Source organism: Adhaeribacter swui (genome assembly GCF_014217805.1).
In the GTDB taxonomy this organism is placed as follows: domain Bacteria; phylum Bacteroidota; class Bacteroidia; order Cytophagales; family Hymenobacteraceae; genus Adhaeribacter; species Adhaeribacter swui.
In genome coordinates this window covers 3,317,168-3,338,056 of the sequence record NZ_CP055156.1, presented here as the reverse complement: position 1 = coordinate 3,338,056, position 20,889 = coordinate 3,317,168, and the positions used below count along the sequence as shown (strand labels likewise).

General features: G+C 44.1%; 16 protein-coding genes. 14 read left to right on the top strand and 2 right to left on the bottom strand.

Annotated elements, in window-relative coordinates:
- The first annotated feature begins 338 nt into the window (after positions 1 to 338).
- The 10 genes from HUW51_RS24595 to HUW51_RS14055 all read left to right on the top strand — a co-directional run bounded on the left by HUW51_RS24595 (position 339) and on the right by HUW51_RS14055 (position 14,399).
- Complete coding sequence (locus HUW51_RS24595; protein ID WP_228466631.1) at positions 339 to 494, top strand: potassium-transporting ATPase subunit F; 156 nt, start codon at positions 339 to 341, stop codon at positions 492 to 494.
- Positions 495 to 512: 18 nt separating this feature from the next.
- On the top strand, positions 513 to 2,228 hold the full coding sequence (gene kdpA / locus HUW51_RS14095; protein ID WP_185270280.1) for a potassium-transporting ATPase subunit KdpA: 1,716 nt from the start codon (positions 513 to 515) through the stop codon (positions 2,226 to 2,228).
- Between the two features lie 20 nt (positions 2,229 to 2,248).
- Entirely contained in the window at positions 2,249 to 4,294 is a 2,046-nt protein-coding gene (kdpB, locus tag HUW51_RS14090) for a potassium-transporting ATPase subunit KdpB (RefSeq protein WP_185270279.1), read from the top strand.
- Between the two features lie 258 nt (positions 4,295 to 4,552).
- Positions 4,553 to 5,128, top strand: a complete 576-nt coding sequence (locus HUW51_RS14085) for a K(+)-transporting ATPase subunit C (RefSeq protein WP_185270278.1) — start codon at positions 4,553 to 4,555, stop codon at positions 5,126 to 5,128.
- Between the two features lie 670 nt (positions 5,129 to 5,798).
- Positions 5,799 to 6,878 (top strand): porin, encoded by a 1,080-nt coding sequence (locus HUW51_RS14080; RefSeq protein WP_185270277.1) that lies wholly within the window; start codon positions 5,799 to 5,801, stop codon positions 6,876 to 6,878.
- Positions 6,879 to 7,028: 150 nt separating this feature from the next.
- A complete protein-coding gene (locus tag HUW51_RS14075) occupies positions 7,029 to 8,150 on the top strand; it encodes a universal stress protein (protein WP_185270276.1) in 1,122 nt (373 codons plus the stop codon).
- On the top strand, positions 8,150 to 9,907 hold the full coding sequence (locus HUW51_RS14070; RefSeq protein WP_185270275.1) for a HAMP domain-containing sensor histidine kinase: 1,758 nt from the start codon (positions 8,150 to 8,152) through the stop codon (positions 9,905 to 9,907). The genes HUW51_RS14075 and HUW51_RS14070 overlap by 1 nt, the downstream gene beginning before the upstream one ends.
- A gap of 38 nt (positions 9,908 to 9,945) precedes the next feature.
- Positions 9,946 to 11,286, top strand: coding sequence for a sigma-54-dependent transcriptional regulator (locus HUW51_RS14065; protein ID WP_185270274.1), 1,341 nt, complete (start codon positions 9,946 to 9,948; stop codon positions 11,284 to 11,286).
- Positions 11,287 to 12,372: 1,086 nt separating this feature from the next.
- The gene (locus tag HUW51_RS14060; RefSeq protein ID WP_185270273.1) at positions 12,373 to 13,110 is read left to right on the top strand and encodes a hypothetical protein; all 738 of its coding nucleotides are present in this window, start codon (positions 12,373 to 12,375) and stop codon (positions 13,108 to 13,110) included.
- 149 nt (positions 13,111 to 13,259) lie between these two features.
- Positions 13,260 to 14,399, top strand: a complete 1,140-nt coding sequence (locus HUW51_RS14055) for a serine hydrolase domain-containing protein (protein WP_185270272.1) — start codon at positions 13,260 to 13,262, stop codon at positions 14,397 to 14,399.
- A gap of 66 nt (positions 14,400 to 14,465) precedes the next feature.
- On the opposite strand, the gene HUW51_RS14050 is transcribed toward HUW51_RS14055, so the two are convergent.
- Positions 14,466 to 15,548, bottom strand: coding sequence for a calcium:proton antiporter (locus HUW51_RS14050; protein ID WP_185270271.1), 1,083 nt, complete (start codon positions 15,546 to 15,548; stop codon positions 14,466 to 14,468).
- Between the two features lie 168 nt (positions 15,549 to 15,716).
- Positions 15,717 to 16,541, bottom strand: coding sequence for a universal stress protein (locus HUW51_RS14045; RefSeq protein WP_185270270.1), 825 nt, complete (start codon positions 16,539 to 16,541; stop codon positions 15,717 to 15,719).
- A gap of 932 nt (positions 16,542 to 17,473) precedes the next feature.
- Here HUW51_RS14045 and rnk (HUW51_RS14040) point away from each other — a divergent pair.
- The 4 genes from rnk (HUW51_RS14040) to HUW51_RS14025 all read left to right on the top strand — a co-directional run bounded on the left by rnk (HUW51_RS14040) (position 17,474) and on the right by HUW51_RS14025 (position 19,872).
- Complete coding sequence (gene rnk / locus HUW51_RS14040; protein ID WP_185270269.1) at positions 17,474 to 17,878, top strand: nucleoside diphosphate kinase regulator; 405 nt, start codon at positions 17,474 to 17,476, stop codon at positions 17,876 to 17,878.
- A 116-nt stretch (positions 17,879 to 17,994) separates the two neighbouring features.
- Complete coding sequence (rnk, locus tag HUW51_RS14035; RefSeq protein ID WP_185270268.1) at positions 17,995 to 18,399, top strand: nucleoside diphosphate kinase regulator; 405 nt, start codon at positions 17,995 to 17,997, stop codon at positions 18,397 to 18,399.
- 71 nt (positions 18,400 to 18,470) lie between these two features.
- Positions 18,471 to 19,493, top strand: a complete 1,023-nt coding sequence (locus HUW51_RS14030; protein ID WP_185270267.1) for a rod shape-determining protein — start codon at positions 18,471 to 18,473, stop codon at positions 19,491 to 19,493.
- 196 nt (positions 19,494 to 19,689) lie between these two features.
- Complete coding sequence (locus tag HUW51_RS14025) at positions 19,690 to 19,872, top strand: hypothetical protein (RefSeq protein WP_185270266.1); 183 nt, start codon at positions 19,690 to 19,692, stop codon at positions 19,870 to 19,872.
- The last annotated feature ends 1,017 nt before the right edge of the window (positions 19,873 to 20,889 follow it).

Sequence of the window (20,889 nt, the reverse complement as noted above, 5' to 3'; positions counted from 1 at the left end):
AAGAAGAAATAGACCTACCATTTTAAGTTTTAAAAATAATTAACATTAAAAAAATTAAGAAAACATTCAAGTAACACTTTGCCGGTACACAATATTTGTTAAAACTATTATTGTTTGATATTGACCTCCCAAAACGAGAAAACCCTTCCAAAATGGAAGGGTTTTCTTTTTCCCCGCAATCCACCAAATATCAGAATAACAAAATAAAACACTGATTATCAATACAATAAAAACCAAATAAAACCCAATATTTCCTGCTGGCACAGCAATTGGCAAAGGAGGTTCATACTAAAATAAAAATTAGAATATGGACTTACTCTTAACCCCGCTTTTGCTTTTTGCCGGTCTGGCCTGTTTCGGGCTGTTTTTTAAAACCGTGTCTTATTTCGAGCACATTTAACCACGGCCCCATCATGATGACACTTTTGTTTTTCCTGGCTTTGGCCGTGTTTGGGTACCTGGTGTACGTGTTACTCCGGCCCGAAAAATTTTAACCTGCAATTCCTCAAAACATGAATACTGAACTCCTCAGCATAATTATTACCTACGGCCTTACCTTGGTACTGGCCATTCCGCTCGGCAAATACATTGCTAACGTTTTTAAAGGCGAACGCACGTTCCTGGATTTTCTGGCGCCAGTAGAACGGGCCATCCTGCGCTTTTCCGGCATTGATGCCCGCCGCCAAATGAACTGGAAACAACACCTGGTTGCGCTGCTCACCATAAATATGCTGTGGTTTGTGTACGCGCTGGTAATATTGGTTACGCAAGGTAGCCTGTTCCTGAACCCCGACGGCAACCCGTCTATGACACCCGATTTGGCGTTTAACACCGCCATTAGCTTCTTGGTAAACTGCAATTTACAGCATTATTCCGGCGAAAGCGGCCTCACGTATTTATCGCAGTTGGGCATTATTACTTTTTTGCAGTTTGTGTCGGCGGCTACGGGTATTGTGGCTTTAATTGTGGTATTTAATGCTTTGCGCGAAAAAACCACGCAAAACCTGGGCAATTTTTTCGATATTTTATTAAAAGCAACTACCCGCATTTTAATACCGCTCTGTTTGGTAATAGCCGCTATTTTGGCCTTTAACGGTACGCCCACCAGTTTTACCGGCAAAGATAGTTTGGTTACCCTGCAAGGTGATAGCGTACAGGTTGCACGGGGCCCGGCGGCCGGCATGATTGCCATTAAACACCTGGGCACCAACGGCGGCGGCTGGTTTGGCGTTAATTCGGCGCACCCTTTAGAAAACCCCAATTACCTGACCAACATGACCGAAATGGTGGCGCAGGTCATTATTCCGCTGGCCTTAATATTTGCCCTGGGCTTTTACCTGAACCGCAAAAAACTGGCCTGGGTTATTTACAGCGTCATGACGGCGGGTTTCCTGTTGTTTTTAATCCCGACCATTATTGCCGAAACCGGCGGTAATCCGGCGCTAGAACAGATGGGCATCGCGCAGCAAATGGGCAACATGGAAGGCAAGGAAATCCGGTTTGGCGCCACAGCCTCGGCTTACTGGAGCGCCGTTACCACAATTATTTCTACGGGTTCGGTAAACAGCATGCACGATAGTTTTATGCCGGTTTCGGGGCTGATGCAACTCCTGGCCATGATGACCAACGCGTTTTACGGCGGCTGCGGCGTGGGCGTTCTCAATTATTTTATTTACCTGATTATTGCCGTGTTTATCTCGGGGCTGATGGTGGGCCGCACGCCGGAGTTTCTGGGGCATAAAATAGAAGCCCGCGAAATGAAAATTGCCGTGTTAATTGCCTTGCTGCACCCGTTCCTGATTTTAGTGGGCACCGCTTTATCGACCTGGACTTTTGTAAATTATCCGCAAGCCAATTGGGCCGTGCAACCCGCCAACTGGTTAAATAATCCGGGCTTTCATGGCTTTTCCGAAATGCTCTACGAAAATACGTCGGCGGCTGCCAACAATGGCTCTGGTTTTGAAGGTTTGGGCGATAATAATCTATTCTGGAACATTGTTACTGGCTTTATTTTAATCCTGGGCCGTTTCCTGCCGATTATTGGTCCGGTGGCGATTGCGGGTTTGCTGGCCGGTAAAAAATTCATCCCCGAAAGCGCTGGCACTTTGCGCACTGATACCAGCACCTTTGGTATCATGACTTTTGCCGTGATCATGATTATTGCGGCCCTGGCATTTTTCCCGGCTCTGGTAGTTGGTCCGCTGGCCGAATATTTCACCCTTCACTAAATTTTTAAATTTTTTAAAAAATGACTGCTCCCAATACTTCCTTGTTTCAGAAGGAATTAATAAACGAAGCGCTCAAACAAGCCTTCGTAAAACTGAACCCCAAAAGTATGTTCCGGAATCCGGTAATGTTTACCGTTGAAATCGGGACGGCGATTATGCTGCTGGTAAGCTTGAGCGTTTTAGTGGCGCCCGACAAAACCCAGGGCAGCTTTGGTTATAATTTTACCGTGTTTCTGGTTTTATTTTTAACCTTGTTGTTCGCCAACTTTGCCGAAGCCATTGCCGAAGTCCGCGGCAAAGCCCAGGCTAACAGCTTACGCAAAACCCGCGAAGAAACGCCCGCTATAGTTATTCAATCGGATGGCTCACCCAAAACCATCTCCTCGTCGCAGTTAAAAAAAGGCGACATTTTCCTGGTAAAGGCCGGTGAAATTATTCCCACGGACGGCGAAATTATAGAAGGCTTAGCCACTATCGACGAAAGCGCCATTACCGGTGAAAGTGCTCCGGTCATTCGGGAAGCGGGCGGCGATAAATCCAGCGTAACGGGCGGTACCAAGATATTATCGGATAAAATTAAAGTAATGGTAACCACCCAGCCCGGCGAAAGCTTCCTGGATAAAATGATTGCCCTGGTAGAAGGCGCCAGCCGCCAGAAAACCCCCAACGAGATTGCCCTTACCATTTTGCTGGCTGGTTTTACCCTGGTGTTCGTGATTGTGTGCGTTACCTTAAAACCTTTCGCCGATTACGCCAACACGCCCATTTCCATTGCCGCGCTGATTTCCTTGTTTGTGTGTTTAATTCCCACTACCATCGGGGGCTTGTTATCGGCCATTGGCATTGCCGGCATGGACCGGGCTTTGCGAGCCAACGTGATTACCAAATCCGGTAAAGCCGTGGAAACGGCCGGCGACATTGATGTACTGCTCCTGGATAAAACCGGCACTATTACTATTGGTAACCGCAAAGCCACCAGCTTTTACGCCCGGCATTTAGTCGACGAAACCCATTTTATCCGGCTAAGTTACCTGAGCTCTTTAGCCGATGATACGCCCGAAGGTAAATCCATTATTGAACTGGCCAATAGCCGCGTGAACGGGCAACAGCTAAACGGCGTAAAGTTATCGGACTCAGCTTTTGTTAAATTTACCGCCGAAACCCGCAGCAGCGGCGTGAATTTACCCGATGGTACCCGTATCCGCAAAGGCGCATCTGATGCCATTCGTACCATCACCGAAAAAGCCGGTAACCCATTCCCGGAAGATATTGCCATTAAGGTAAAAGAAATTTCGAGCAACGGCGGTACGCCCCTGGTAGTAAGCGAAAACGAAAGCGTAGTGGGTGTAATTGAACTACAAGATATTATTAAAACCGGTATATCAGAGCGGTTTGAGCGGCTGCGCAAGATGGGCGTAAAAACCGTAATGGTTACCGGCGATAACCCTTTAACCGCCAAGTTTATTGCCGAAAAAGCGGGTGTAGATGATTTTATTGCCGAAGCCAAACCCGAAGATAAAATGAACTACATTAAAGCCGAGCAAGCCCAAGGCAAACTGGTAGCCATGATGGGCGACGGCACCAACGATGCGCCTGCTTTAGCCCAGGCCGACGTAGGCGTAGCCATGAACTCCGGTACCCAGGCGGCCAAAGAAGCCGGTAACATGGTAGACCTGGATAATGACCCCACCAAACTCATCGAGATTGTGGAAATCGGCAAACAATTGCTCATGACCCGCGGCACACTCACTACTTTTTCCATTGCCAACGACGTAGCCAAGTATTTCGCCATTGTACCGGCTTTGTTTATCGCGGCCATTCCGGCTTTGCAAGGCTTAAACATTATGCGCCTCAGCAGTCCCGAAAGCGCCATTTTATCGGCGGTAATTTTTAACGCGGTTATTATTCCGTTCTTAATTCCGCTGGCTTTAAAAGGCGTGGCTTACAAGCCCATTGGCGCTAGTTCTTTGCTCCGTCGCAACTTGCTGTACTATGGTTTTGGCGGCGTTATTATCCCGTTCATTGGTATTAAACTGATTGATGTAGTAGTGTCTTGGTTTATTTAAAAAATTTAAGTTTTTCAGTAACAAAGCTGGCGCGAGTACACCACGCTCGTGTCTAACCACGTGGTAGGCCTCTGGCCGGGCAAACCGATAAACTTATTTCAAAAGCGAATTAGCCGGCAAATTTCAACCGGCCAGAGGCCGGACGATAATCATCACGAGCGAAGACGCTCGCGATAGAATGAGAACATAAAAAGTCCCTCTTCGGAAGGGGTAGGGAAAATCACCCTCTCGTTTCAGCAAAAATTTAAAAAAACAGAAATGAAAACGTATTTAATTCCTTCTATAAAATTATCCTTCGTGCTGCTGGTTCTATGCAGCGTTATTTACCCGGTAGTAGTAGCCGGCATTGGCCGGTTAGCGCCGGGTCAGGGCAATGGCGTAAAATTAATGCATAACGGTCGGGTAGTGGGTTATGCCAACCTAGGTCAGGTTTTTACCCGGCCCGAGTATTTCCAAGGTCGGCCGAGTGCGGTAGATTACAATGCCGCCGGGTCGGCGGGTTCCAACAAAGGCCCTTCTAACCCAGATTATTTAGCGGTGGTAAAAGCGCGGGTAGACACTTTTCTGCTGCAAAACCCCACCGTAAAACGCGCCGAAGTGCCCAGCGAATTAGTAACGGCCTCGGGCAGCGGTTTAGACCCGGATTTATCGGTAGCCGCCGCCACCGTGCAAATTAACCGGGTAGCTGCCGCCCGTAATTTGCCCCCTGAGCAGGTAGCTGCCCTCATAAAACAACATACCCAAGCACCGCTGCTGGGCTTTCTGGGTCCCGAAAAAATCAACGTTTTAAAATTAAACCTTGCCTTGGATCAACTGGCTGCTGGTGGTAAGTAAGAGCTAAATGCTCGTAAAAAAAAGCTATAACGGTCTCTTCTCAGTTTTTACTAGATTATATCATAATGAAAGGGTTGTGGACTGTTTATCTTTGGAGCCGGTTCCCGTCTCCATGCTTTGGTGCTATCTAACTTGTTTGCTTCAAGTTTTGCCTCGTGGCCGGTAGGCCTCATTTGGCTCTTTCGGGCTGGTCTAAGCTTCCTTTCCTCCTTTCGTCGGAATGCTGCTGCGCAGAACCGGAACCTTAGAAGGCCCTCAACAGCCAAACTGGTGTCTTTACGCTTAGCTACCAAGTTCTAATTAAAGTCAAAGTTATGCTGATTTATAAAAATTCTATTTCAGGTAAAAGGCTTACAAAATGCAAAAACAGAAATTAGTAAAAGCAGTAGTTAGAAGAAATGACGCTAGTCGGGGCAACGAGGGCCTGCTGGTTTTCCGGTGCCGAAAGGCATTCCGCAGCGGAGCAAGGAAAGGAAAAGCAGCCCGCCCGAGTGTCCCGACGGGGCCTGCCGGCCCGAGGCAAACTCAGCCGGTTAAAGTCCATTAGCATCATTGCCCGGAGACGGGAACCGGCTCCAAAGAACTACTCGAAAACCAGTAAAAAGCTTGTTTTAAAAAGCTAAAGAATAAGGCTTAAAAGAAGCCATCAATCCTAAAACTTAAAAATTACATGAAATTACTTTATCTACTTTTTACCCTCATGCCAGTATGGAGCTTTGCCCAAACCGATTCAACCAGCCAGGTTACGTTTAGCGGCTACGCCGACGTGTATTACGGGTATGATTTTAATACACCGCCCACGCACGAGCGGCCTGGTTTTTTGTACAACCACAACCGCCACAACGAATTTAACGTGAACCTGGCATTATTGAAGGCCGCTTATGCCTCCGACCGGGTGCGGGGTAACTTGGCTATCATGGCCGGCACCTACACGCAGTATAATCTGGCGGCCGAGCAGGATTTGTTAAAACATGTTTTTGAAGCCAACGCCGGCGTGCGGTTAGCCCCCGAACTTTGGCTCGATGCCGGTATTTTTGCCTCGCACATTGGCCTGGAAAGCGCCATCTCCAAAGATAATTATACTTTAACCCGCAGCCTGGCCGCCGAAAACACGCCTTACTATGAAAGCGGAGCCAAATTAACTTACGAGGCGGGCAGCAAATGGGTAATTACTGGCTTGGTATTAAACGGCTGGCAAAATATCCGGGAACCGGAAGGTAACTCCAACAAAGCTATCGGTACCCAAGTTCAGTTTAAACCAAACGCCAACATTCTGTTAAATTCCAGTACGTTTATCGGCAACGAAAAACCGGATAGCGTTCGGCAACAGCGCTATTTTCACGATTTTTACGCCACTTTCCAGCTCAGCGAACAACTAAAGCTGGCCGCTATTTTTGATATGGGGGCTGAGAAACGGGCAGCTAGCAGCCGCGACAACCAGACGAGCGATAAATACAATACCTGGTTTAATCCCACTTTATTGCTGCATTACAATTTTACGGATAAAGTAGGTTTGGGTGCCCGCGCCGAGTATTACCACGACCCGAACGGCGTCATCATTGCCAGCGGAACGGAGAACGGATTTAAAACTTATGGCTATTCTTTAAACCTGGATTACGCGCCCGTACCAAATGTATTACTACGTCTAGAAGGTCGTTTGCTCGATAGCAAAGATGCTATTTTTACCCGCGCCAACCGGGCCGTAGATCAGTCCGCAGCTATTACTTCCTCCATCGCCATTTCGTTTTGAATAATAAGTAAAAGGTAAAATAGAGTAGTTGTTCGTTGTTCGTTATTAGTTGTTCGTTACTCTGATGCTGTACCTTTAAAATTTGAAAAAGTCTAACATCCAATATCCAACATCCAACATCTAATATCTAACGTCTAACGTCCTGCTAATATGCCGGAACAAGAGCAATCGGTGCAGCATTTTCTCGATTTGATTCAGAAGTCGAAGCGGGGAAAATTTAAAATTTACATGGGCATGAGCGCCGGCGTAGGTAAAACGTACCGCATGCTCCAGGAAGCGCACGCTCTGCTTAATAACAACATCGCGGTGCAGATTGGCTACATCGAAACCCACAACCGAGTAGAAACTCATAATCTGTTGGTGGGTTTACCCGTTATCCCGCGCCGCAAGTTGTTTTACAAAGGCAAAGAGCTCGAAGAAATGGACCTGACTGCTATCCTCACCATCCGGCCGGAAGTAGTATTGGTGGATGAACTGGCGCACACCAATCTGGAAGGCTCGAAAAATGAAAAGCGCTGGCAGGATGTAGTAGAACTGATTAATGCGGGCATCAACGTGATTAGTGCGGTAAATATTCAGCATCTGGAAAGTTTAAACGCCGAAATTGAAGAAATTACCGGTATTGCCATTAAAGAGCGGGTGCCCGACAGCGTACTGTGGCTGGCCGATGAAGTGGTAAACATTGACTTAACGGCCGAAGAATTAATTACTCGGTTAAAAGAAGGTAAAATTTACGACCCTTCGAAAATTGAGATTGCGCTGAATAATTTTTTTAAAACCGAGAAAATTCTGCAGCTCCGCGAAATGGCTTTACGCGAAGTAGCCAACCAGGTAGAACGCAAAATAGAAGCCGAAATACCACTGACCAATCAGCTCAAGCCCGAGCGGTTCATGGCCTGTATCAGCACCAACGAGGCTTCGGCGAAAAAAATGATCCGCAAAACGGCCCGGCTGGCTGCATATTACAACTCGCCCTGGCTGGTTTTGTACGTACAAACGGCCCGTGAAGCCGGTGATAAAATTGGCCTTGCCGCCCAGCGGCATTTGATCAATAATTTAAAATTAGCGGCGCAACTCGGCGCCGAAGTAATAAAAGTGAAAAATGAAGATGTAGCCCAGGCCATTGTGGAAACAGTATCGCAAAAGCAAATTACCACGGTTTGCATGGGCAAACCGCATTTAAGTTTTATGCAATACGTGTTTAAACAAAGTATCTTCAGCAAATTGCTGCAGCAAATGCCTCCGGAAACCGATCTTATTATTTTAGCCTGATGAAAATTAAAACCAAACTCTCGTGGGGCCTGGGTTTTTTGTTTGCGGTAATCTTGTTATTGGCCGGCTTAGGGGCTTATTATGCCAACCGCCTGGCCAAAGAAGCCGGCGAAGTTTTAAAAGATAATTACGAATCGCTGGAATACGGCAAAAACATGCTCCAAGCCACCGACCAGTTTTTACCGGAAGACTCCTTAGCTTATGCCGCCGCGATTAAAATTTTTAAAAAAAATTTACAGAACCAGCTAAATAATTTAACTGAACCGGGCGAGCAAGCCATTACCATTGCCATTAAAGAAAACTTTGATCTTTTCAGGCAAACAGCCGGGCCAAAGCAAGACTTGGCTGCTACTAACAAAATAATGGCGGCTATCCGGCAAGATATATTCCGGCTTACGGATTTAAATATGCGGGCCATTGTTCGCAAAAATCAGGTAGCCCAGCAAACCGCCGACCAGGTGATCATGTACCTGGTAATTATTGGCACCTTCAGTATTCTGGTAACGCTTACTTTTATTTTAAATTTCCCGGGTTACATTGCCAATCCTATTCGCGAGCTAACCGCCAGTATTAAGCAAATTGCCAATCGTAATTACGAGCAGCGCCTGCACTTTAAAGCCCAGGATGAGTTTGGTGAATTAGCCGACGCCTTTAACCAAATGGCCCGCAAACTCGACGAGTACGAACACAGCAACCTGGCCCGCATTATTTTTGAAAAACGGCGCATCGAAACCATTATCAACAACATGTCGGATGCGATTATCGGGCTGGATGAAAAACAAATTATCTTGTTTGCCAACAACGAAGCTACTTTACTGCTGGGCTTAACCGAAGCAGATTTAATTAATAAATACGCGCCCGATGTAGCCCTACAAAACGATTTACTGCGGCACCTGCTGGCCGTAAATGAATCAGTTCCGTTGCAGATTTTTAACGAAGGCAAAGAAAGTTACTTCACCAAAGATGTAATTCAGATTAAATCACCCGGTACCGCCAACGAAGAAGAAAAGCTGATCGGCCGGGTAATTATTTTAAAAAACATTACTCAGTTCCGGGAACTCGACCTGGCTAAAACCAACTTTATTGCCACTATTTCACACGAGCTCAAAACCCCCATTGCTTCCATTAAAATGAGTTTAAAACTGCTGCGCGACCACCGTATTGGCGCTGTAAACCAGGAGCAGCAAAAACTAATGGAGCACATTGCCGAAGACAGCAACCGCTTGCTGCGTATTACCGGCGAGCTGTTAAATTTAGCCCAGGTAGAAACCGGCAATATTCAACTACATTACCGGGAAACCCAACCTACCGAAATCATTAATTACGCTACACAAGCCATTTTATTTCAGGCCGAGCAAAAACATTTAAAACTGGAAACCAATCTGCCCAACGAATTGCCGCCGGTAAACTGCGATTTAGAAAAAACAGCCTGGGTGCTGGTAAACTTTTTATCAAACGCCATCCGGTACAGTCCGGAACAAGCCCGTATTGTTATTAGTGCCGGGTCCGTTACCTCCTCGAACAACCGGTTTGTGCGTTTTTCGGTGCGGGATTTTGGCCGGGGCATCGATGCCCGCTACAAAGACCGCATTTTCGATAAATTTTTTCAGGTACCCGATGCTGAGTCTATTAAAGGCGGTACCGGTTTGGGATTAGCTATTTCTAAAGAATTTATAACGGCTCAGGGCGGTTCTATTTGGGTGGAAAGTGAACTGGGTGAAGGTTCTTCTTTTAGCTTTAGTTTGCCAGTAGTTTAACTAAATAATAGTAACATTGCACTACAAGCAATGCCGTTATGACGAATGGGAATATATTAATTATTGATGATGAAGAAAAACTACGGGGGCTACTCGCGCGCATAATCAACTTAGAAGGGTACAAAGTATGGGAGGCACCTAATGCGAAAGCAGGATTAAATTTATTAGAGAAAGAAAACATTGATATCATTATAAGCGATGTAAAATTGCCGGATATTAATGGTATAGAACTTACTGCTCAAATAAAAAAGAAATACCCCTGGACTGAGATTGTGGTATTAACGGCCTACGGTACTATTCAGGATGGCGTAATGGCGATCAAAAACGGCGCCTTTGATTACCTTATTAAGGGAGACGATAACGACCGAATTATACCACTCCTAAGCCGGGCTATGGAAAAATCCCGCTTACAACACCGGATTGCGCAGTTAGAAAAGCAAGTCGAACAAAAGTACAGCTTTCAAAATATTATAGGTAGTGCCCCTGCTTTCCGCACGGTCATCGAGCTGGCTACCCGAGTAGCCCAAACCAATACTACTGTTCTTTTATTAGGTGAAACCGGAACAGGTAAAGAAGTAATTGCTCAAGCTATCCATAACGAGGGAACTCGTAAACAGAAGCCATTTGTAGCGGTTAATTGCAGTGCCTTTCCTAAGGACTTATTAGAAAGTGAATTGTTTGGTCATAAAGCCGGTGCTTTTACCGGAGCAATAAAAAACAAAGCCGGTCTTTTTGAAGAAGCTCATGAAGGCACTATTTTCCTGGATGAAATCGGCGAAATGAATTTGGAGTTACAAGCCAAGTTGCTGCGGGTACTCGAAACTGGTACTTTTATAAAATTAGGTGATAACAAACCCACTACCATTAATGTGCGGATAATAGCCGCCACCAACCGGAACTTACAACAGGAAAGTGAAAAAAATCATTTTCGATTAGATTTGTATTACCGCCTTTCTGTTTTTCAAATTACTTTGCCACCTCTTCGGGAACGAAAGAAAGACATTGATTTATTAGCCAACTACTATTTGTCAGTTTACGCAAATAAACTAAACAAGAAAATAACAGGTATTGATAAAAACTTTCGGGATTTGCTCCAGGAACATGCTTGGAAAGGGAATATCCGGGAATTAAAAAATGTAATAGAAAGAGCAGTTATTCTAGCGGACCCACCTGAATTAACAGTTGAGCAGCTACCCTTTGAAATACGTTTTGCAACTTCCCCCCCCGAAAAAACACTATTTGACTTAGCTACTGTAGAAAAACACCATATTCAGAAAGTTTTACATTATACCAAAGGGAATAAAACGGAATCTGCTCGCTTACTTAATATTGGTATAACCACTTTATACCGAAAAATCCAAGAGTATGTGCTGGAATAATGCAGTTTTTAAATTTAAGAAAAGCAATCTTTCCTAAAAAACTTAGCTCTTTCCTGCCCATGGGGACGGATCATTGTGAAACCATAAGCATGGAAAACCTGGTAGCTTTGTAAAATAGCTTTACAGGTTAAGCGATAAAAAATTCTATTTAATTTATCAAGTTAGCATACTTGTATAAAAAAGGTATTGGGAATTCGTTGTTTTTGCCCACTTCTGCCGCTTAGTGCGTAACAAATGATGGCTCCGTAGTAAAACATAAAGCTTATACCGCTTCTGTTTGAGCTGATGTTAAGCTAAGAAGTCAATTAGCAGGTGATGGAGTTTTCCCGTACCTACCTACACCGGGTAATTGCTCCCGCAACTTTACTACTTGCGCCAAAATAACCGTCTAATTCACGATCTTTTATTCTTGTTGCTATAACTGCTGATAATAAGCTCGCCTTGAGCTAGCTGCGCTTGGGCTTCGGTTAATTGTTGCTTTAACTATTCAACGGTGGCTTCATCAGAAAAGATGGTCTTGGTGGATAATATCTTAACAGCCTGGTTCTCTAGTATCAGCGATTCCTTTCTTGTAAGTTGGATACTGAAACCTGGTATTACTGGGTAAATTGTTGGATGGTCAGCATACCAGCGCAAATTTCTTCGACAATCCTTCTTTATAGTAGCTCTAATAATTTTACTTATAAGAAAATAATTTTAATAACAGCTTAAATAATTTATGGAATCTAGCAGATGGTGCATCTGTAAAAGAAAAACCTGCGGATACCATGCGAAACTACTTCCACTCTTTTTGCAACAAATTATTCTGCTTTATTCCGTTGACCCCTAATTGCAGGCGGCACATTTTTTGCCGGAAACCGGGGCCTATGTTTTAACCTCGCTATCTGACTAAGAAGTATACTTGATCTGCTTTTTATTAAATCGCGCAGGAAAAGAACTGACACTCATTGCTGAAACCAGGAAAAGTAGGATCAACTTCGCCGCTAAGTTCGTGGTTATGAAACTTGCTGCTACCGAGGCTCCTTTCCAGTGCGCCTGACCCCTTCTAGCTCGCCACCTTAAACTATAAACCATAAATTTTTTACTATGAAAAGCTCCTCTTCTTTACGCATCCAATTAAACTACGCTTTCTCCTTTACGCTGGCCATTATCTTGGTACTGTTATTTACTCCAAACCGCTTGATGGCTCAAAGTACCAACCAAAACACGACGGATCTGAAACAGTTTGCCGGCACGTACCAGTTACTAGGTAAACAAGATCTGGCCTTGCAGATCAGCCCGGCTGCTAATGGCTTAACCTTAAAAGAAATGTGGAGCAATCGGGAGATTAACTTTAAGCAAAATGCCGGCTTAAGTTTTGTAGCCGAAGAGCATCCGGATTTTACTTTGGATTTTGCCCGGGATGCCGGCGGTACTATTCACCAGGTTACGGCTTTTAAAAGAGATATCTGGATCAGATCAAATCCTGGTAACAGCGAAAAGCAACGAACTGCCGCAGAAACAACGCGTTTAAATCTGGCATACCAAAAAATATTCCTGGCTTTCCAGGAAGCCATTAACACCAACGCGACCGATCAGATCCAAAACTTTATGAAAACCTACCTGGATGAAAGTTTACTCTCGGCTGCAACCATGGAAGGTTTAATTGCCAAAGCCAAAGAAATGTACCAGAATACGGGTGGCATTACCTTGGACCCTACCAAACCCATTAATCCGGAAACGGGCACTGCTACTTTTAAAAGCAAAAAGCAAGGTATCCCCTTTCAAATGAACTTTACCTTAAATACAGCCGGCAAAATTACCAACTTTGGTATGCAGGAGTAAACTCCCGGAAGCCCATTGGCAGGAGAATCTAGTTTCGCTACGAAAGTATCCAGGAAATAAAAGCCGTCTTCGTTTTCTTATTCCTCCAGCGTATAGAATAACAGAACCAAGATGGCTTTTTTTAAAAATCTCTCTTTAACTCATGCCTCATGAATAAAGCGCTGTTACTGCTTTTTGGACTATTCTTTTTTTGGCTACCGCTGCTAACCACCGCGCAAAGCTATCTGGCGGGAAAGTTGGATAGCTTCATGCAAGCCCAAGTGGCCAGCGAAAAATTTAACGGTAACGTGCTGGTAGCCCAGTCCGGAAAGATCATCTACCAAAAAGCTTTTGGTTACCGAAATTACAACACGAAAGAAGTTCTGGACAATCAATCTGTTTTTGAATTAGCTTCGCTCTCTAAGCCATTTACGGCCATGGGCATTTTGTTATTAGTGGAAAAGAATCAGCTAAAACTAAGCGATACCTTAAGAAAGTTTTTTCCCCAACTGCCTTACTCCCGGGTTACGCTGCAGCATTTACTAACGCACACTGCCGGCTTACCCGATTACATGGATATGCTGAAAAATTGGTCTGCTGCTAAAGCAGCCTCTAACAAGGAGGTGATTAACTTTTTAGCCGAATCAAGACCAGTCGCTTACTTTAAACCGGGTGAGCAATGGAAATACTCCAACACGGGCTATGTTTTATTGGCATCCATCCTGGAACAAGTAACCGGACAAACCTTTTCTGACTATTTAACCAAGTATATTTTCCGGCCTTTAAAGATGGCGCATTCCCGGGTATACCTGTCTAAGCAAACCGGCGAGCAGTTCTCCAATTATGCCACCGGATACGTGTATTCTGACCGGCGAAAAAGATATGTTCCGCCGGATAGTTTACTAACCTATAATTTTGTGATTCCCCAGGCGGGCATTCAAGGCGATGGTGGCGTGCATTCTACCACGGCTGATTTGTTAAAGTGGGATCGGGCCTTGAAAAAGAACCAATTACTTAGCCCAGCCACCCAACAGCAGATGCTGGCGGCCCAGGTAGCCATAGATCCTTCTTCGGGCATGTATGTTGCCACGGGGGTGCAGCATTATGGTTACGGCATGGGAGTAGGCCAGAATAAGTATGGCAACTACCTCTGGCACGGGGGTAACAGGCCCGGTTATGCCACTAACCTGATCCGTTATGTGGCGCCAGATGTTACCATTATTGTTCTTGCCAATTGTACCACCAGCGATAATACTTCTCAAGTACTAAAAATATCAAATGGTATAGCGGACCTGGTGTTAGGCAAGTAATATTCTTAAACTTGATTTACTTAAAATAGCCAGCCATACTGCCTGGCTAAAACCCTAAAATACAAGTTACGGCACAATAGAGGTAAACAGGTAAACGGCAAATATTACTAAAAGTACGATACCGTGAAGGATATTGGTGCGGCCGGTAGAAAGCGGTATCATGATAGTAAACAACGAGAGAAATAATAAAACAATCGATTTTACATCGATGCCCAGGGTAATGGGTAAGCCCGTGAAAGAAGACATAACCGCTACGGCCGGAATAGTTAATCCAATGCTGGCTAAGGCCGAGCCCAATGCCAGGTTTAAACTGGTTTGCAACCGGTTATTTTTAGCGGCCCGCCAGGCGGCCAAACCTTCGGGTAGTAAAACCAGGCCGGCAATAATAACCCCCACAAAAGAGTTGGGCGCCCCCAAACGAACCACCCCGGCCTCGATGGTGGGCGCCAGCGCTTTAGCCAATAAAACTACCGCTCCCAGACAACTTAGCAAAAAGGCCAGACTCAGCAGTGCTACCTTGGTGGTTGGAGGTGCCGCGTGAAGGTCTTCGTCGTTTTTAGCGTTGGGCGGCAGAAAAAAGTCGCGGTGGCGAACCGTTTGCACAAGTACAAAAGAGCCGTAGAGAATTAAAGAAACAATACCAATAAAGATTTGCTGCAGATAATTAAACACCGGCCCGGCCATGCTCGTGGTATAATTAGGCAAAACCAAGGTAAGGGTTAATATAGCAATTAGGGTAACCAGGGCGGCACTTACTCCTTTTACCCCATAAGCTTGTTCGTGGTAGCGGGCACCGCCAGATAACAAACATAAACCTACTATGCCGGTTAACAGAATCATAACGGCGGCAAATACCGTGTCCCGGGCCAGGGCGCTGGCTTCCGGGCCACCCGCCAACATCAACGAAACAATCAAAGAAACTTCAATAAAGGTAACCGCAATCGCTAACACCAAAGTACCAAACGGTTCGCCTACGCGGTGGGCCACTACTTCGGCGTGGTAAACGGCCGCCAAAACCCCACCGATTAAAGCATTAGCCAGTATTACGGTATAAAGATCACCCCACCCCATAGCAATTCCGGCGTAAGCTAACCAAGCAAAAACAGGGGCTATTATGGTCCAGAGGGGTAGGGATAGTTTTAGCTTCATTCGATTTTATTTATTTTAAAAATGTAACGCCAGATACACCGTATTTTTTACCTGACTGTAAAAAAACAACTTTCCTTACAACCAGCTACTCCGGCTTAAGTTTTAATCCGATTTTTAAAATTTTTATTTTTCCGGTCGCCGATTTCAGGATTATGCCTTTATTGGCCCTTATTGCGGCATGGCCAATAAAGGCAAAGTAGGCTGATAAACAAGCTCTTTACCGATGTTACTTTGAAAAAGATTTTCAAAAAAATCTTGTTTCGGTACGGATACCGCCACCAGATCTACCTGGTTGTCTTTTACAAACGTTTGAATACCCGTTACTATATCTTCCTCAGCAATCTGTACCAATCTGTAATCTGAAATTGAAAATTCTTTAAAAACATGGTGCAGGTTGGCTTCTTCTTCTCCATTTTGGGGCGGACCGGTTGTAATAACCGAAATAAAAACCGGACTGGAAAAAGATTGGTTAAAGCCGAAAAGTTTTTGCAAATAAGTATCTTCTTCTTTTTCCGGAGTTGTCAGGTAAGCCAGGTGTTTTATTGTTGTAAAGCGGGCATCAACCGGAATTACCAGCACGGGGCAAACAGCTTCTTTAATAAATTCGGAGGTATTGGTACCAACCATTTTATCCAGAAAATTGGTAGCGCCTTTGGTTCCCATAATTACCAGGTCTATCCCGTGTTCCAGAATAAACTGATTTAAGCCCGCCTGAAACGATCCGTGTTTTGACTGATCGATCACGGCCACTTCGCAATCAATGTTTTTCTTTTGCCGCAGCTTATCGGCAATTTTATTTAGTTGAGCGTAGTAGTGGATGTCTGTTTTTTCGGTGAGGCTAACCAGTTTGCCGCTTCGCACGGGTAATATTACAAAATTTACAACGTGCACAATCAGTAATTTTCCGTTGAGTTGGCTCGTTAAAGAGGCCGCATAATTGAGCGCGTTGGTCGCATTTTTAGAGAAATCGGTGGGTACCAAAAACGTTTTCATAAGACTTGCTTTTAGCATGAACATTAGAGTTGTTCCGGTGAAAGAGTAGCTTATATACGCAAATCATTTTATAAAATCATTCTTTCTGATTGTTAATTTAACAAACGCTCTTGCTCCCAAAGGAATAAAATTAAAAGACCTGGAAAATAAGGCCAGGTAAAAACCCACATAAAACCAGTATTTTTTAAAAATAAAGTATTCTGGTGGCTTTATTCTATTCTATAACTAATAATGCTTAATACAGAGGTGGCTTGTACCCTTACAGCATTGTCTCTAAACAACTACAATTAGCTGATTTACTTGTACTTAAAAACATTCATTTAACCCAGCCCGCAGGTAGCAAAAGGGCGCACAAGCCGGCTTGTGTTTAATTTAACTTGGCCGGCACGTTGCTTTTTTGTTGAAAATTGCTTTAATTTGAAATTAATGAAATTTTAAAAACAGACCGTGCTGCCACCTAATAAATCTTTTACTTCTTTTTCAAAGCCTGTTTCGGGCTTTGTTGCAGCGTCGCATCACGTATCGTTGAGTGATGTGCTTACCGGTTATTGCCTTTTCTTTTATACTGCTCCTAAAGACTTTTACATATAAGCCGGAGGCCGGAAGCTTCCGGCCCTACCTTACACTGAAATTTAGCTGGGGAGTGGCTTAAACAGTACTCTCTTTTGCTACCATTACTGCTTTACCCCGGTTTTCCGAATTTTTTCTGAGAAGTAATTTTTTATAGCTATTGCGCTACCGTAAGGCTTGTTTATGTCTTTACGGGTATGCTATTGGCCGCGTGGGTTATTTTAACTGCCCATGTACGGCTATTTGGGCATTATTTAAAAATGTGCTTTTCTGTTAATTCTTCCGGGAAAAATACCGTGGCGGCAGCCTTCTTTTTTATAAAACCTATTGTAATTAAAACCTAAACTAAAATTATAAACGCCATGAATACCATTTATTTAACCGAAAAAGATTACCAGCGACTACTTACTTTAGTGCAAGCCCAACGCCATGTAAACGGTACCAGCTCCGTAGAAGCCCTTGGAAAAGAGTTAAAACGCGCCAAAGTAGTAGCCCCCGAAGAAATTCCGGTAGATGTAATTACCATGAATTCTACGGTTCGGCTAAAAGAACTAAAGAGTAAGGCCGAGATGATTGTAACCATTGTTTATCCCAAAGAAGTGGATTTGCCTTCCCGGAAAATATCGGTATTAGCCCCAATTGGTACGGCGGTATTAGGGTGCCGCGTTGGCGATAAAATAGATTGGCCTTTGCCCCAAGGTACGGCAACTTACCGGGTAGAAGAGCTTATTTATCAACCGGAAGCCGCCGGCGACTTTCACCTTTAATCATATTGGTGCTGCGCCTTCGTTCTAAACAAAAAATTTAAAAAATCCGATAACGCCCGGATTACAGAACAGAAGGCTAATGCTGCATAAGTAATAATTTAAAAAAATCAAAAAAGATGAACACGATATATATGACCGACAAAGATTACCATCGCTTGCACAGTTTGGTGCAACTGGTATCTGTTGTGCGGGGGCCCCAGGTGGTAAAAGCCCTCAGCAAAGAATTAAGGCGGGCCAAAGTAGTGGCCGCCCACGAAATTCAGAAAGATATTATCACCATGAACTCTACTGTGCAAATAAAGGAGCTGAAAAGCAAAGAAGAAATGGAGATAAAAATAGTTTACCCAAAAGATTCTAACCTGGCTAAACAACGAATTTCGGTGTTAGCTCCTGTGGCTACGGCGGTAATAGGCTGCAAGGTAGGCGACGAGGTTGAGTGGCCCCTGGCCGACGAAACTCTTATTTACAAAGTAGAAGAAATCTTGTACCAGCCCGAGGCCGCCGGCGATCTACATCTGTAAAAATTTAAAATTTTAAAAATTTGTGTTTGAGCACAGGGTGCTCAGCCGCATTTTAAACTAAAATCCGCTACATGGGTATTTCGAATTATTTCATGCAGGAAATTGCGATTGACTTAGGAACCGCCAATTTTCTGGTTATTCAGGAAGATAAAATTGTGGTAGACGAGCCATCTATTGTGGCATTTAACCGGAGTTCCGGGCGCGTGTTGGCTATTGGCCGCAAAGCCATGCAAATGGAAGGAAAAGCGCACGACGAAATCCGCCTGGTGCGCCCTTTAAAAGACGGCGTTATTGCCGATTTTCACGCGGCGGAGCAAATGATTAAGGGCATGTTGCAAATGATTAACGCCAACCGAAAGCAATTTTTTTCTTCTTTTCGCATGGTTATTTGTGTGCCTTGCGGCATTACCGAGGTAGAAAAAAGGGCCATTCGCGATTCAGCCGAAATAACCGGGGCGAAAGAAGTTTACCTGATTCATGAACCCATTGCCGCCGCCGTTGGTATTGGCCTGGACGTGCAGGAACCCACCGGACACATGATTGTGGATATTGGCGGGGGCACCACCGAAGTGGCCGTGCTGGCTTTAAGCGGCATTGTCTGCGACCAATCGTTACGGGTAGCCGGCGACAATTTTGATGCGGATATTGTGGATTATATGCGGCAGCAATACAATGTTTTAATTGGGCAGCCCACGGCAGAAAAAATAAAACTGGCTGTGGGTGCGGCCCAAACCGAAATACAGGATCCGCCCGCTGATTTTGCGGTACGCGGCCGCGACCTAATTAGTGGTCTGCCGAAGCAAGTGCGGGTATCTTATTATGATATGGCCGAATGCCTGGACCGGTCATTAGCCAAGATCGAAGATGCCATTTTAAAAACCCTGGAAATAACCCCCCCGGAGCTTTCCTCCGATATTCACCAGTCGGGCATTTATTTAACAGGAGGAGGCGCCCTGTTGCGGGGTTTAGATCAGCGGATTGCGGCCAAAACCAAACTACCCACGCACGTGGTAGAAGATCCGCTCCGGGCTGTGGTAAGAGGTACCGGTATTGCCCTGAAGAACATTGGCCGCTTCCGGTTTTTGATGCGCTAACGTACTTGCGCGCTACAGGCTTGTAAAAATATTAAAAAAAAGAGTACCTTAAAACGATGTATTTTCCGAAATACTGCTCCAGCACATGCCAGCTATGTTCCTATTCTTCCAAGCTAGTCCCATAACTTTTACCGGCAGTATTATTTTTTAAAAATTTTGATTTTGGATACCAGTTAACCATAAACCCAGCACCACCATGTTAAAAAACATATCTTTTTACCAGCAAAATAAAGAAAGGCTTAAGAAAATATACCGGGGCAAGTATATCGTAATTAAAGAACAAAAAGTATTAGGCGCTTTTAGTACCTGGCAGGAAGCCTGCGCCAACGGATTGAAATTATTAAAGAACGACAACTTCCTGGTTAAATACTGTCAGTAAATTTTAAAAATTTAGAATTCTGTCAACCTACTATGCAACAGATAGCTTAAGACAGGTGCAGAATTTGACGCTAAACTGTTCCGTTGTTCAGCGAGTTTTTAGCGTCTTGATTTTTTTGGTTCTTTTTGTATCAAGACAAAAAGAACAAGACCTGAGCAATGAAACAACTCCACTAAGATATTAAGCGACCGCCGCAGCTATGCGAACGAGAATTTTTAATTTCTTGCAAGTAAAGCAAGTCACGGCAGTAACTTCCGGGCCATAAAAATGTTGGAAGAAAATCCGCGCCATAGAAAGCTTATGCAAACCAATAACTTAATTTAGTTTTTATAGCACCCCACTAAAACACGATAAAACAAAAATAATAAAAACAAGCACTTCGCAGAAACAAAATACTTTCTACAGATTACATTAAAAAAGAGCAATTCTTATTAATTTTGCAGTTAAAATTATAAATACCCTGTTAAATTTTATTAAAAGCTGTATTCCCTAAACTTACAACTCTAAAATACAGTTATTTATATACAAGAGTATTAATTAAGCACAATAATGCATAAAGGTATTTATTGTTTCTTATTTGTTTTCAGCTTTTTAATCCACACGGTGGTATATGCTTTTTTTCCTAAAAAGCACAGGGTGGACCGGCTACCCTATGCGCAAATAACCGAATATTTTAAGCAGGAAACGCAAGCAAATAAGAATGCTAACAAATGCCATCAAGCTGATTTGTTCCAGGACCTGTTATTTGAGATAATTGAATTATCGCAGGAATTTAGCGACCTGGGACAGTCTAATTTTCATCTGTTACTTAACCACGTTTATAAGAATTTTGGGCGCTTTTTACCTAGAGTACAGGTAAAACTGGCCTTTATTTCTATTCCTGTTATTACTAGCGAAAAACCGGCTGGCATTTATGCCCGATGTGCCTCGCTACTACCTAATTATTACGCCTTTCTCTTTCGTTTAACCCCCTTTTAAACAGGTTTAATTCCGGTTTGCCGGAACACTTTTTTTAAT

Bases quoted from the DNA above. Each gene is read 5' to 3' on its own strand.
- HUW51_RS14055 (WP_185270272.1), top strand. From the start codon at position 13,260: ATGAATAAAGCGCTGTTACTGCTTTTTGGACTATTCTTTTTTTGGCTA.
- HUW51_RS14060 (WP_185270273.1), top strand. From the start codon at position 12,373: ATGAAAAGCTCCTCTTCTTTACGCATCCAATTAAACTACGCTTTCTCC.
- kdpA (WP_185270280.1), top strand. From the start codon at position 513: ATGAATACTGAACTCCTCAGCATAATTATTACCTACGGCCTTACCTTG.
- HUW51_RS14045 (WP_185270270.1), bottom strand. From the start codon at position 16,541: ATGAAAACGTTTTTGGTACCCACCGATTTCTCTAAAAATGCGACCAAC.
- HUW51_RS14025 (WP_185270266.1), top strand. From the start codon at position 19,690: ATGTTAAAAAACATATCTTTTTACCAGCAAAATAAAGAAAGGCTTAAG.
- HUW51_RS14065 (WP_185270274.1), top strand. From the start codon at position 9,946: ATGACGAATGGGAATATATTAATTATTGATGATGAAGAAAAACTACGG.
- kdpB (WP_185270279.1), top strand. From the start codon at position 2,249: ATGACTGCTCCCAATACTTCCTTGTTTCAGAAGGAATTAATAAACGAA.
- rnk (WP_185270269.1), top strand. From the start codon at position 17,474: ATGAATACCATTTATTTAACCGAAAAAGATTACCAGCGACTACTTACT.
- HUW51_RS14050 (WP_185270271.1), bottom strand. From the start codon at position 15,548: ATGAAGCTAAAACTATCCCTACCCCTCTGGACCATAATAGCCCCTGTT.
- HUW51_RS14030 (WP_185270267.1), top strand. From the start codon at position 18,471: ATGGGTATTTCGAATTATTTCATGCAGGAAATTGCGATTGACTTAGGA.
- HUW51_RS14075 (WP_185270276.1), top strand. From the start codon at position 7,029: ATGCCGGAACAAGAGCAATCGGTGCAGCATTTTCTCGATTTGATTCAG.
- rnk (WP_185270268.1), top strand. From the start codon at position 17,995: ATGAACACGATATATATGACCGACAAAGATTACCATCGCTTGCACAGT.
- HUW51_RS14070 (WP_185270275.1), top strand. From the start codon at position 8,150: ATGAAAATTAAAACCAAACTCTCGTGGGGCCTGGGTTTTTTGTTTGCG.
- HUW51_RS14085 (WP_185270278.1), top strand. From the start codon at position 4,553: ATGAAAACGTATTTAATTCCTTCTATAAAATTATCCTTCGTGCTGCTG.
- HUW51_RS14080 (WP_185270277.1), top strand. From the start codon at position 5,799: ATGAAATTACTTTATCTACTTTTTACCCTCATGCCAGTATGGAGCTTT.